This is a genomic window from Alloalcanivorax marinus (assembly GCF_016906305.1).
GTDB classification, from domain to species: Bacteria; Pseudomonadota; Gammaproteobacteria; order Pseudomonadales; family Alcanivoracaceae; genus Alloalcanivorax; species Alloalcanivorax marinus.
On sequence record NZ_JADDOL010000045.1, the window covers coordinates 1 to 12,453 of the forward strand.

The 12,453-nt window shown below is 67.7% G+C and carries 10 protein-coding genes; 6 read left to right on the forward strand and 4 right to left on the reverse strand.

Features of this window, described 5'->3' with window-relative positions; translation table 11 throughout:
• Nucleotides 1-154: 154 nt before the first annotated feature.
• Both infA and IM760_RS18550 read right to left on the reverse strand, forming a co-directional pair.
• On the reverse strand, nucleotides 155-373 hold the full coding sequence (gene infA, locus IM760_RS18545; protein WP_014994331.1) for a translation initiation factor IF-1: 219 nt from the start codon (nucleotides 371-373) through the stop codon (nucleotides 155-157).
• A gap of 75 nt (nucleotides 374-448) precedes the next feature.
• Entirely contained in the window at nucleotides 449-1,183 is a 735-nt protein-coding gene (locus IM760_RS18550) for an arginyltransferase (protein ID WP_204431713.1), read from the reverse strand.
• 183 nt (nucleotides 1,184-1,366) lie between these two features.
• Between IM760_RS18550 and IM760_RS18555 the strand changes: the two genes are divergently transcribed.
• Nucleotides 1,367-3,343 (forward strand): acetoacetate--CoA ligase, encoded by a 1,977-nt coding sequence (locus tag IM760_RS18555; RefSeq protein ID WP_204431714.1) that lies wholly within the window; start codon nucleotides 1,367-1,369, stop codon nucleotides 3,341-3,343.
• An 87-nt stretch (nucleotides 3,344-3,430) separates the two neighbouring features.
• On the opposite strand, the gene aat is transcribed toward IM760_RS18555, so the two are convergent.
• Together aat and trxB are read right to left on the reverse strand one after the other, a co-directional pair.
• Nucleotides 3,431-4,132, reverse strand: coding sequence for a leucyl/phenylalanyl-tRNA--protein transferase (gene aat / locus IM760_RS18560; RefSeq protein ID WP_204431715.1), 702 nt, complete (start codon nucleotides 4,130-4,132; stop codon nucleotides 3,431-3,433).
• Entirely contained in the window at nucleotides 4,129-5,076 is a 948-nt protein-coding gene (trxB, locus tag IM760_RS18565) for a thioredoxin-disulfide reductase (RefSeq protein ID WP_204431716.1), read from the reverse strand. Before trxB ends, aat begins: the two co-directional genes overlap by 4 nt.
• A gap of 269 nt (nucleotides 5,077-5,345) precedes the next feature.
• Here trxB and IM760_RS18570 point away from each other — a divergent pair, with 269 nt between their 5' ends.
• From IM760_RS18570 to cysG, 5 genes are all read left to right on the forward strand, one after another.
• Nucleotides 5,346-7,589 carry a DNA translocase FtsK gene (locus IM760_RS18570; protein WP_204431721.1) on the forward strand — a complete coding sequence of 748 codons (2,244 nt, stop codon included), beginning with the start codon at nucleotides 5,346-5,348 and terminating at the stop codon, nucleotides 7,587-7,589.
• Between the two features lie 24 nt (nucleotides 7,590-7,613).
• Nucleotides 7,614-8,225, forward strand: coding sequence for an outer membrane lipoprotein periplasmic chaperone LolA (gene lolA, locus IM760_RS18575; RefSeq protein WP_204431717.1), 612 nt, complete (start codon nucleotides 7,614-7,616; stop codon nucleotides 8,223-8,225).
• The gene (locus IM760_RS18580) at nucleotides 8,222-9,553 is read left to right on the forward strand and encodes a replication-associated recombination protein A (protein WP_204431718.1); all 1,332 of its coding nucleotides are present in this window, start codon (nucleotides 8,222-8,224) and stop codon (nucleotides 9,551-9,553) included. The genes lolA and IM760_RS18580 overlap by 4 nt, the downstream gene beginning before the upstream one ends.
• 119 nt (nucleotides 9,554-9,672) lie before the next feature.
• The gene (gene serS, locus IM760_RS18585; RefSeq protein WP_204431719.1) at nucleotides 9,673-10,965 is read left to right on the forward strand and encodes a serine--tRNA ligase; all 1,293 of its coding nucleotides are present in this window, start codon (nucleotides 9,673-9,675) and stop codon (nucleotides 10,963-10,965) included.
• Nucleotides 10,966-10,998: 33 nt separating this feature from the next.
• Nucleotides 10,999-12,402 carry a siroheme synthase CysG gene (gene cysG / locus IM760_RS18590; RefSeq protein WP_204431720.1) on the forward strand — a complete coding sequence of 468 codons (1,404 nt, stop codon included), beginning with the start codon at nucleotides 10,999-11,001 and terminating at the stop codon, nucleotides 12,400-12,402.
• Nucleotides 12,403-12,453: the final 51 nt, after the last annotated feature.

Here is a 12,453-nt window from a genome sequence, read left to right on the forward strand (position 1 = left end):
CGTTCGAAAGGGAGCCTACAGGGACGTACTCGCGGCGTTCCCGGAAGGGCGTCGCGCCCTGAGCCGCGCCCCGGATGGAGCGAAATTTCCAAAGCAAAAAACCCGGCGGGGCCGGGTTCGGGGGTGCGCTTCACGCCGCGCGGGCGGGAAGGGGTTATTTCATGCGGAAGGTGATGCGGCCCTTGCTGAGATCGTAGGGCGACATTTCCACTTTCACCCGGTCGCCGGTGAGGATGCGGATGTAGAACTTGCGCATCTTGCCGGAGATATGGGCGGTAATCACATGACCATTGTCCAGCTTCACGCGGAACATGGTGTTGGGAAGGGTTTCAAGCACGACCCCTTCCAGCTCAATCTGCTCTTCTTTCGCCATTCAGTGACTGTCCTGATACGTGTCGGCTTCAGAGGGAGCGCAATTGTGCCGCAAATGCCGCCGTGCTGCAAAGGCTTATGCGCCGCCCCCGGCGGGCGGATCGCGGAGCTCGCGCCACTGTCCGCGCACCAGCACTTCCAGCGGCCGGTACTGGCTCTTGTAGCCCATTTTCTGGCACTGACGAATCCAGTAGCCGAGGTACAGGTAGGGCAGGCCGCGATCGCGGCTGGCCTGGATTTGCCAGAGCAGGGCGTTGACCCCCAGGCCGCGCTCGCCCCGGTCCGGGTCGAAGAAGGTGTAGACCGCCGACAGGCCATCGTCCAGATGGTCGGTGACCGCCACCGCCAGCAGCCGGTCTTCCTCATCGCGGAAACAGTGGAAGCGGGTGTCCGCCCAGTCGCAGGTGAGAAAGCTGGTGAACTGCTCCTCGGAGGGCGGAAACATGTCGCCGTCGCCGTGGCGCTGGTCGATGTAGCGGGCGTACAGCCGGTAGATTTCGCGGGTATAGCGCGCCGGTTCCTCGGTGACGCGCAGGTCGGCGTTGCGCTGCGACAACCGCTTGTGGCGGCGGCGGGGCCGGAAATCGGCCACCCGCACCCGCGCCGGAATACAGGCCTGACAGCCTTCGCAGTGCGGCCGGTACAGATAGTCACCGCTGCGCCGGAAGCCCAGCCGCGACAGCTCGCTGTACAGCGAGGCGTCGAGCCGCGTCTGCGGATCGACGAACAGGGTCGCCGCCTGGTGCCCCTCCAGATAGCTGCAGGGGTGGGCCGGGGTGCGGAAAAAGCGAAGTTCGGACAGGTCGGTCATGGCTCAAGTGTAGCGGATAGGCGGACGCCGGGAACACCGCGGCGTGAAAGGCCGGCGCCGGTCACCCGGTGACTTGCCTTCCTCGCCACGGTTATAGTGTGGCCGGCGTAAAAACAACGACAACGCCGGCGACGGATTGGCCGCCCCCTTGGTGGCCGCCGCGCCGGTACCGGGAGAGCAAGAATGACAAACACCACGCCCGCGCCCCTGTGGCGCCCGGACGCCGCGCGCGTCGAGAACGCCCGCCTCACCCACTACCAGCGCTGGCTGAGCGCGGAGAAGGGGCTGGTCTTCGACGACTATCAGAGCCTGTGGGCCTGGTCGGTGGAGCATCTGGAAGACTTCTACGAATCGCTCTGGCGGTACTTCGACATCCGCCATTCCGCCCCCTACGAGCGGGTGCTGGACGGCCTGACCATGCCCGGCGCCAAATGGTTCGAGGGCGCGCGGCTGAATCTGGCCGAGCAGGTGTTCCGGCACCACGAGAATGAACCGGACCGGCCGGCGATTCTGTCCCGCTCCGAACTGCGTGGCCTGGAGACCCTCACCTGGGGCCAGCTGCGCCAGCGCATCGCCGCCCTGGCGGCCAGCCTGCGCGAACAGGGCGTGGGCCCCGGCGACCGGGTGGTGGCCTATCTGCCCAACCTGCCGGAAACCATGGTGGCGTTCTTCGCGGTCAGCAGCCTGGGCGCGATCTGGTCCAGCTGCTCGCCGGACATGGGCACGCGCAGCGTGCTGGACCGCTTCCGCCAGATCGACCCCAAGGTGATGATCGCGGTGGACGGCTACCGCTACGGTGGCAAGGATTTCGACCGCCTGACGGTGGTGGAAGGACTGCGCGACCAGCTGCCGACCCTGGAAAAGGTGGTGCTGCTGCCGTATCTGAACGCCGATGCCCGCCTGGACGGCGCGCTGCTCTGGGACGACCTGGTCAGCCAGGAGGCGCCCATGCGTTTCGAGCAGGTGCCGTTCGACCATCCGCTCTGGGTGGTCTATTCCTCCGGCACCACCGGCATGCCCAAACCCATCGTCCACGGCCACGGCGGCGCGCTGCTGGAAGGCCTGCAGGACCACGCCCTGCAGCTGGATCTGGGCCCTCGGGACCGCTACATGTGGTTCACCACCACCGGCTGGATCATGTGGAACTCACAGATGTCCGGCCTGCTGACCGGCGCCACCATCTGCCTGTACGACGGCAACCCGGGCTACCCGGACCTGGGCACCCTGTGGCGCTTCGCGGAAGAGACGGAGATGACCTTCTTCGGCGCCGGCGCCGCCTATTTCCTCAACTGCAAGAAAGCGGACATCCGCCCCGGGGACTGGGTAGACACCGGCCGCATCCGCTCCATCGGCTCCACCGGCTCGCCGTTGCCGGAGGAGGGCTACCGCTGGCTGATGGACCAGTTCGATGACGTCATGATCGCCGCCATCAGCGGCGGCACCGACGTGGCCAGCGCCTACGTGGGCGCCAGCCCGACACTGCCGGTGTTCGCCGGCGAGATGCAGTGCCGCTACCTGGGCACGGCGGTGTACGCCATGGGCGACAACGGCGAGTTGCTGGACGACGAAGTGGGGGAGCTGGTGGTGACCAAACCGATGCCCTCCATGCCGCTGTACTTCTGGAACGACGAGGGCGGCGAGCGCTACCGGGACAGCTACTTCGACGTGTTTCCGGGCATCTGGCGCCACGGCGACTGGATCCGCATCACCCCGCGCGGCGGCGCCATCATCTACGGCCGCTCCGACACCACCATCAACCGCCACGGCATCCGCATGGGCACCGCCGAGATCTACCGGGTGGTGGAGGAGTTCGACGAGGTGCTGGACAGTCTGGTGGTGGACCTGGAGTACCTGGGCCGGGAGTCCTACATGCCGCTGTTCGTGGTGCTGCGCGAGGGCGTGACCCTGGACGAGGCGCTGAGCGGGCGCATCAAGGCGGCGATCCGCGACCATCTGTCCGCCCGCCATGTGCCCAACGACATCATCGCCGCCCCGGACGTGCCGCGCACGCTCACCGGCAAGAAAATGGAGCTGCCGATCAAGAAGCTGCTGCTGGGCCAGACCATCGACAAGGTGGCCAACCCGGACGCCATGGCCAACCCGGACAGCATCGCCTTCTACAGCGCGTTCGCGGAGCAGAAGGGGACGGCCGGACGTTGACCGGGGATATCGCGGCTGAAGCGGAACGCCGCCCGGCCGCTCCTACAAAACCGAAGCCGTAGGAGCGACTTTAGTCGCGATGGGCTCTCAGCCTTCCTGCCAGCGAAACGGCCCCTTGGGCCAGGGCCGGGGCGAGGTCTCGACGATCAACCGGTCCAGCTCCCGCTGAAAGTCCGCCCTCGGCATCAAATAGGCCCCCAGCCGCATCAGGTGGGGGTTTTCCACCTGGGCGTCCAGCAACCGGATGCCGAGCCGGGGCGCCAGGGCCCACAACATGGCCAGGGCGCTCTTGGAGCCGTTGGTGCGGGTGGAGAACATGGACTCGCCGAAGAACACCCCGCCCAGTTGCACGCCGTAGATGCCCCCGGCCAGCTCGCCGTCCTGGCGCACGGTCAGGCAATGGGCGTGGCCCAGGGCGTGCAGCCGCAGGTAGGCGGTGCGCATGGCGGTGGTGATCCAGGTGCCGCCGCCGGGCTCCCGGGGCGCCGCGCAGGCGTCCAGGGTGCCGGCGAAATCGTCATCCAGATGAAAACTCAGGTCGGCGCCGCGCAGGTGGCGGAGCAAACGACGGCTGATATGAAAATCCCCGGGGCGAAACACGCACCGGGGATTGGGGGACCACCAGAGAATCGGCTGGCCGGCCTCGTACCAGGGAAAGATCCCCAGCCGGTAGGCGCGCACCAGGGTGGCGGCGCTCAGGTCGTTGCCGGCGGCGAGCAGACCGTTGGGGTCGTCCAGCGCATGCTCCGGCGGCGGGAAGTCGCTTCCCGCCGGCAGCCAGGGGATCACTCTTCCAGGCTTTCCAGATAGCGCTCCGCGTCCAGCGCGGCCATGCAGCCGGCGCCGGCGGAGGTTACCGCCTGGCGGTACACGTGGTCGGCCACGTCGCCGGCGGCGAACACCCCCTCCACGCTGGTGGCGGTGGCGTTGCCGTCCAGGCCGCTGCGGATCTTGATGTAGCCGTTGTTCATCGCCAGCTGGCCCTCGAAGATGCCGGTGTTGGGCTTGTGGCCGATGGCGATGAACACGCCCTGCAGGTCCACGTCGGTGGTGGCGCCGTCGGCGGTGGCCTTGACGCGCATGCCGGTGACGCCGGAGTCGTCGCCCAGCACCTCATCCAGGGTGTGGTCCCACATCACCTTGATGTTGTCCTTGGCCAGCAGCTTGTCCTGCAGGATTTTCTCCGCGCGCAGCTTGTCGCGGCGGTGCACCAGCACCACTTCCTCGGCGATATTGGACAGGTACAGGGCTTCCTCCACGGCGGTGTTGCCGCCGCCGATCACCGCCACTTTCTGGCCCCGGTAGAAGAACCCGTCGCAGGTGGCGCAGGCGGACACGCCCTTGCCCATGAACGCCTGCTCGGACTCCAGGCCCAGGTACATGGCGGAGGCGCCGGTGGCCACGATCAGGGCGTCGCAGGTGTAGGTGCCGTTGTCGCCCTTGAGCACGAACGGGCGCTGATCCAGGTTCACCTGGTTGATGTGGTCGAACAGAATCTCGGTCTCGAAGCGCTCGGCGTGCTTCTGCATGCGCACCATCAGGTCGGGACCCTGCAGGCCCTCCACGTCGCCGGGCCAGTTGTCCACCTCGGTGGTGGTGGTGAGCTGGCCGCCGGGCTCGATGCCGGTGATCACCACCGGCTTCAGGTTGGCGCGGGCCGCGTACACCGCCGCAGTGTAACCGGCCGGGCCGGAACCCAGAATGATCAGTCGATGGTGTTGGGCGTCGCTCATGGCTGTCTCCGCGGAGAATCGGGTTTCAAGGCGCATGCAAACTACAACAAAACCCCCGATCCGTGAAGGGCGTACACTCTATGGCCGCGATAGCCGGCGCCAGGGCGCCATCGAGCGCTGGTCCATGGCCCCCGGATTGACTACAATCCCAAGGTTTTCAAGTCGTTAGATTCAACCCCCAGAGGCCTGCAGTGTCCAAGGCAAAGGCAGCAACCGGCGGCAACCCTTCCGGGTTCTCCCGTCATCTCAAGAAAGGCCTGGTGGAAGGCATGGTGATCGCGCTGATCGCCCTGTCCCTGTACCTGTTGTTGGCGCTGGTCACCTATGACAGCGGCGATCCGGGCTGGTCCTACGTGGGCAACGCCGGCGAGGTGAACAACGCCGGTGGCCGGGCCGGCGCCTTCTGCGCGGATTTACTGCTCGGCTTGTTCGGCTTCATGGCCTATGTGTTCCCGGTGCTGGTGGCGTTCTGGGCCGCCCGGGTGCTGCGTGAGCGCCATGCCGGCCTGGCCGGCAGCTGGCCGCTGTTCAGCCTGCGGCTGGTGGGCTTCGTGCTGACCATGATGAGCGGCACGGCGCTGGCCTACATGCATTTTTCCGGCGGTGGCCTGCCGCTGCCGGAGGACGCCGGCGGCATCCTCGGCCATGTGGTCGGCGACGCCGCCCTGGACGCCTTCAATCCCCTGGGCGGCACCCTGGTGATGGTGGCCCTGTTCCTGATCGGCGTCACCGTGTTCACCGACCTGTCCTGGATCGCCCTGGCGGAGCGGCTGGGCGCCGCGGTGCTGGCGGTGGGGCAGAAAGTGCCTGCCTGGTTCCAGGCCCGCCGGGAGCGCCGCGCGGAACAGAAAGTGGCCCGCGAAGCCCGGCAGAAGCGCGCCCAGGTGGTCACCGAGGCGAAGAAGAAACAGGAAAACCGCACCCCGCCCAAGATCGCCCAGCCGGCCCGGCCGGTGGAGAAAAGCGAGCGGATGCAGAAAGAGAAGCAGCAGCCCCTGTTCACCGCCCAGGTCACCGGCGATCTGCCGCCGCTGGCCCTGCTGGACGCGGTGGACGAGAGCAAGGGTGGCTACTCCGAGGAGGCCCTGGACGGCATGTCCCGCCTGCTGGAGATCAAGCTCAAGGACTTCAACATCGACGCCGAGGTGGTGGCGGTGCAGCCGGGTCCGGTGATCACCCGCTTCGAGATTCAGCCGGCGCCGGGCATCAAGGTGTCCAAGATCTCCAACCTGGCCAAGGACCTGGCCCGCTCCCTGGCGGTGATCAGCGTGCGGGTGGTGGAGGTGATCCCCGGCAAGACCACCGTGGGCATCGAGATCCCCAACGAGCAGCGCGAGATGATCCGCCTTACCGAGGTGGTGGGGTCGCGGATGTTCGACGACGCCGCCTCGCCGCTCACCCTGGCCCTGGGCAAGGACATTTCCGGTAATCCGGTGATGGCCGATCTGGGCAAGATGCCGCACCTGCTGGTGGCCGGCACCACCGGGTCCGGTAAGTCCGTGGGCCTCAACGCCATGCTGCTGTCGATCATGTTCAAGGCCAGCCCGGAAGAGGTGCGGCTGATCATGATCGATCCCAAAATGCTTGAACTGGCGGTGTACGACGGCATACCCCATCTGCTCACCCCGGTGGTCACCGACATGAAGGAAGCGGCCAGCGCGCTGCGCTGGGGTGTCGGTGAGATGGAGCGCCGCTACCGGCTGATGGCGGCCATGGGCGTGAGGAACCTGGCCGGCTACAACCGCAAAATCAGCGACGCGGAGAAGAAGGGCGAGCCGCTCAAGGATCCGCTGTGGAAGCCGGACGACCCCATGGACCTGAGCGAGGAAGCGCCGCTGGCGGTAAAACTGCCTTACATCGTCATCGTGATCGACGAGTTCGCCGACATGATGATGATCGTCGGCAAGAAGGTGGAAGAGCTGATCGCGCGCATCGCCCAGAAGGCGCGGGCCGCCGGCATCCACCTGATTCTCGCCACCCAGCGCCCGTCGGTGGACGTGATCACCGGCCTGATCAAGGCCAACGTGCCCTCGCGGATCGGCTTCCAGGTGTCCTCCAAGATCGACTCGCGCACGGTGCTCGACCAGGGCGGGGCGGAGCAGCTGCTCGGCCACGGCGACATGCTTTATTTGCCCGCCGGTACCAGCATGCCGGAACGGGTGCACGGCGCCTTTGTCTCAGATGAGGAGGTGCACCGCGTCTGTGACGACTGGCGCAAGCGCGGCGAGCCCAACTATCTCGACGAAATCCTGGAAGGCGGCGGCGATCTGAACGCGCCGCTGCCCGGCATGGAAAGCCCGGACGGCGGCGGCGAAGAAGACGACCCGCTCTACGACGAGGCGGTGGCCTATGTCACCGAATCCCGCCGGGCCTCGATTTCCTCGGTGCAACGGAAACTGAAGATCGGCTACAACCGGGCGGCGCGCCTGGTGGAGGCCATGGAAATGGCCGGCGTGGTGTCCGAAGCCGGACACAACGGCCAGCGTGAAGTGCTGGCCCCCCCGCCGGTCTGATGCCCCTTTTTGCAAGGACCTGATATGCGACTTTTCTGGATCATCGCCCTGTTGTTGCCTTCTCTGGCCCTGGCCGGCCCCACCGAGGACCTGCTGGCCCGGCTCGGCGGCCTGCACAGCCTGGCCGGCGGTTTCCAGCAGACCGTGGTGGGCGAGGGCGGTGAGCGCGCCCGGGACAGCGCCGGCACCATGGAGGTGGCCCGGGGCAACCGCTTCTATTGGCACACCGAGCGCCCCTATGAGCAGCTGGCCGTGTCCGATGGCCGCCAGGTATGGGTCTATGATCCGGACCTGGAACAGGTGGTGGTGCGTCCCTTGACCCAGGACCTGGGCCAGACCCCGGCGCTGCTGTTCGGCGGTGATCCCCAGGCGGTGTCCCGGGCATTCTCGATCAGCGAGCAAAGCCGTGACGGCAACCGCGTCACCTACCGCCTCAAGCCCAAGGGCGGCGACCCGCTGTTCGACACCCTGGACGTGACCTTCGACGGCGACGAGCCGCGCTCCATGCGCCTGGAAGACGCCCTGGGCCAGAAAACCATCATCGATTTCCGCGACCTGACCCTCAACGGCGAGCCCACCCCGGGCCGTTTCCAGTTCGAGCCGCCGGAAGGGACCGACGTCATCCGGCAGCAATGAGCGACCTGTTCGAAAACCAGCACCGCGCCGAAGCCCAACCCCTGGCGGCGCGGTTGCGCCCCGCCAACCTGGACGAGTACGTGGGCCAGCGCCATCTGGTGGGGCCCGGCAAACCCCTGCGCCAGGCCGCCGAGCGCGGTCAGCTGCATTCCATGATCCTGTGGGGCCCGCCGGGCACCGGCAAGACCACCCTGGCGTTGATTCTGGCCGGCGTGGTGGACGCCGAGTTCATCACCCTGTCGGCGGTGCTGTCCGGGGTCAAGGATATCCGCGCCGCCGTCGATCAGGCCCGGGCGCGGCTCGGCCAGGGCCGGCGCACGGTGCTGTTCGTGGACGAGGTGCACCGCTTCAACAAGGCCCAGCAGGACGCCTTTCTGCCCCATGTGGAAGAGGGCACGGTGATCTTTATCGGCGCCACCACCGAGAACCCGTCCTTCGAGCTCAATAACGCGCTGCTGTCCCGGGCCCGGGTCTATCGCCTGCGCTCCCTGGAGCGGGAAGATCTGGCCGGCCTGCTGGAGCGCGCCCTGCGCGAGCCGGAGCTGGCCGGCATCGCGCTGGCCGACGACGCCCGTGACCTGCTGCTCGGCTACGCCGACGGCGACGCCCGGCGCCTGCTCAATATGCTGGAAATCGCCGTGGACCTGGCCGAGGGCAGCGGCGACGCCGCCGTCATCGACCGGCCGTTGATGGAAGAGGTGCTGCGCGACGCGGTGCGCCGCTTCGACAAGGGTGGCGACGTCTTCTACGACCAGATCAGCGCTTTGCACAAGGCGGTGCGCGGCTCCGACCCGGACGCCGCCCTGTACTGGTTCGCGCGCATGCTGGACGGCGGCTGCGACCCGCTCTATATCGCCCGCCGGGTGGTGCGCATGGCCAGCGAGGACATCGGCAACGCGGACCCCAGGGCGCTGCCGCTGTGCCTGAACGCCTGGGACGTGCAGGAGCGCCTGGGCACGCCGGAGGGCGAGCTGGCGGTGGCCCAGGCGATCGCCTACCTGGCGGTGGCGCCCAAGAGCAACGCGGTCTATAACGCCTACAACCGGGCCCGGGACCTGGTGGCGCGCAACCCCAGCGACGAGGTGCCCCTGCACCTGCGCAATGCCCCCACCAAACTGATGAAGAACGAGGGCTACGGCGCCGAGTACCACTACGCCCACGACTTCCCCGAGGCGTTCGTGGCCGGCGAGAACTACTTTCCCGAAAGCCTGCGCCATACCCGCCTCTACGAGCCGGTGGAGCGCGGCCTGGAAATCCGCATCGGCGAAAAACTGCGCCGCCTGCGCCAACAGAACGTGGACGCGGACTGGCACCGTTACGACGACTGAGCTTGCCGTGGCCGTGCCAACCTCCCGATCGCGGCTGAAGCCGCTCCTACATGGGGCCTGGTTTTTGCTAAGCTTGGCGCCCTGTATCCGAACGACCGAATTTCCCAAGGGGATCGAACATGCTTGATATCCGTGCGCTGCGCCAGGACGGCGAGGCCATTGCCGAGGCTCTGAAGAAGCGGGGCCTGGAACTGGACCTGGACGGCTTCCGGGCGCTGGACGCCCGCCGCAAGGACGCCGATGTGCGCTCCCAGGACCTGCAGGCGCAGCGCAAGAAAGCCTCCAAGGAAGTCGGTGAACTGATCAAGTCCGGCATGGACGTGGACGCGGCCAAGGCCAAGGTGGCGGAAACCCTGCAGCAGATCGATGAGCAGCTGGCCGGCGAGGTGGAGCGCGCCAAGGCGATCCAGGAGGCCATCCGCGACTTCCTGATGGGCATTCCCAACGTGCCCGCCGAGGAGGTGCCCGCCGGCGCCGACGAGGACGACAACGTGGAAGTGCGTCGATGGGGCACGCCACGGACCTTCGGGTTCGAGCCCAAGGACCACGTGGACGTAGGCGAGCATCTGTCCGCCGGCGCCCTGGATTTCGAACGCGCCAGCAAGCTGTCCGGCGCCCGCTTCGCGGTGATGACCGGCCAGCTGGCGCGGCTGCACCGGGCGCTGATCGACTTCATGCTCGACACCCACACCGGCGAGCACGGCTACCAGGAAGTCTATGTGCCGTACCTGGTGGGCCCGGAGGCCCTGCGCGGCACCGGCCAGCTGCCCAAGTTCGAGGACGACCTGTTCAAAATGCGCGGCGAGCGGGAGCTGTACCTGATCCCCACCGCCGAGGTGCCGGTGACCAATCTGGCCGCCGACGAAATCCTCGACGCGGACGCGCTGCCGCGCCGCTATACCTGCCATACGCCCTGTTTCCGCTCCGAGGCGGGCAGCCACGGCAAGGACACCCGGGGCATGATTCGCCAGCACCAGTTCGAGAAAGTGGAACTGGTGCAGCTGGTGCGCCCGGACCAGTCCGAGGCGACCCTGGAGGCGCTCACCGGCCACGCCGAGGCGATCCTGCAAAAGCTGAATCTGCCCTACCGGGTGGTGGTGCTGTGCGGCGGCGACCTGGGCTTCTCCGCCGCCAAGACCTACGACATCGAGGTGTGGCTGCCCAGCCAGCAGCGCTACCGGGAGATCTCCTCCTGCTCCAACTTCCGCGATTACCAGGCGCGCCGCATGCAGGCCCGCTGGCGGAACCCGGAGACCGGCAAGCCGGAGCTGCTGCACACCCTGAACGGCTCCGGCCTGGCGGTGGGCCGGGCGCTGGTGGCGATTCTGGAGAACTATCAGAACGAGGACGGTTCAGTGACCGTGCCCGAGGCCCTGCGCCCCTATATGCGCGGCCTGGAACGGCTGGCCTGAACCACGGATCAACGGGCGGCGAACGGAGCGCTCATGGATTTCCTGCCCCTGGGCCTGAAACTGAACGGCGCCACCGTGCTGGTGGCCGGCGGCGGTGATACCGCGCTGCGCAAGGCGCGTCTGCTGAACAAGGCCGGCGCCCGCCTGCGGCTGGTGGCGCCGCGCTGCCGCGACGATCTGGCGCGGCTGGTGGAGCAGGGCGGTGGCGAATGGCACCGCCGCGCGGTGGCGGACCAGGACCTGGACGGGGTGCGGCTGGCGGTGGCCGCCACCGACGACGCCGGGGTCAACGAATGGCTGGCGCGGCGGGCGGACGCCCGCGGCCTGCCGGTGAACGTGGTGGACCGGCCGGACCTGGGCAGCTTTGTGTTCCCCGCTTTGATCGACCGGGATCCCCTGTTCATCGCGATCAGCTCCTCCGGCGTCTCGCCGGTGCTGGTGCGGCGCCTGCGCGCCCGCCTGGAAGCCTGGCTGCCGGCCCGCTGGGGCCGGCTGGCGACGTTGCTGGGCCGCTTCCGCGCGCCCCTGGAACGGCGGTTGCCGAACCGTCGCGACCGGGAAGCGTTCTGGGAGGCCCAGCTCGACGGGCCGCTGGAAGAGCGGGTGCTGTCCGGCCACGAATCCGACGCCGAGGCGGGCCTGCGCCAGGCCCTGGAGCAGGCCACGGTGCGTCCGGGCGGCGCCGCCGGGGAAGTCTATCTGGTGGGCGCCGGGCCCGGTGATCCGGACCTGCTCACCTTCCGCGCCCTGCATCTGATCGACAAGGCCGAGGTGGTGCTCTACGACCGGCTGGTGGCCCCGGAAATCGTCGCCCTGGCCCGCGCCGACGCCGAGAAAGTGTACGTGGGCAAGGCCCGCGACCAGCACACTCTGCCCCAGGACAACATCAACGACCTGCTGGTGCACTATGCCCGCCAGGGCAAGAAGGTGTGCCGCTTGAAGGGGGGCGATCCCTTTATCTTCGGGCGCGGCGGCGAGGAACTGGAACAGGTGGTGGCCGCCGGCATCGACTTCCAGGTGGTGCCGGGCATCACCGCCGCCAGCGGCTGCGCCGCCTACGCCGGCATTCCGCTGACCCACCGGGACCACGCCCAGTCGGTGCGCTTCGTCACCGGCCATCGAAAGGACGGCAGCGTGGACCTGGACTGGGCCGGGCTGATGGCGCCCCACGAAACCCTGGTGTTCTACATGGGGCTGGTGGGGCTGCGGCAAATCTGCGCCCGGCTGATCGAACACGGCCGCGATCCGGCCACGCCCATCGCTCTGGTGTCCCGGGGCACCACCGATCTGCAGCAGGTGATCACCGGCACCCTGGCCGATCTGCCGGACACCATCGAGGGACGGGAAATCCACGCTCCGACGTTGATCATCGTCGGCAGCGTGGTGAGCCTGCACCCGCGTTACCGCTGGTTCGGAAGCGACCAGACAAAGCGGTAGATACCGTCTCTCCTATCCGGACTCAACCCCCAATGGGTTGGGTCTGGAAGG

Bases quoted from the DNA above. Each gene is read 5' to 3' on its own strand.
- infA (WP_014994331.1), bottom strand. From the start codon at position 373: ATGGCGAAAGAAGAGCAGATTGAGCTGGAAGGGGTCGTGCTTGAAACC.
- IM760_RS18550 (WP_204431713.1), bottom strand. From the start codon at position 1,183: ATGACCGACCTGTCCGAACTTCGCTTTTTCCGCACCCCGGCCCACCCC.
- IM760_RS18555 (WP_204431714.1), top strand. From the start codon at position 1,367: ATGACAAACACCACGCCCGCGCCCCTGTGGCGCCCGGACGCCGCGCGC.
- trxB (WP_204431716.1), bottom strand. From the start codon at position 5,076: ATGAGCGACGCCCAACACCATCGACTGATCATTCTGGGTTCCGGCCCG.
- IM760_RS18570 (WP_204431721.1), top strand. From the start codon at position 5,346: ATGGTGATCGCGCTGATCGCCCTGTCCCTGTACCTGTTGTTGGCGCTG.
- lolA (WP_204431717.1), top strand. From the start codon at position 7,614: ATGCGACTTTTCTGGATCATCGCCCTGTTGTTGCCTTCTCTGGCCCTG.
- IM760_RS18580 (WP_204431718.1), top strand. From the start codon at position 8,222: ATGAGCGACCTGTTCGAAAACCAGCACCGCGCCGAAGCCCAACCCCTG.
- serS (WP_204431719.1), top strand. From the start codon at position 9,673: ATGCTTGATATCCGTGCGCTGCGCCAGGACGGCGAGGCCATTGCCGAG.
- cysG (WP_204431720.1), top strand. From the start codon at position 10,999: ATGGATTTCCTGCCCCTGGGCCTGAAACTGAACGGCGCCACCGTGCTG.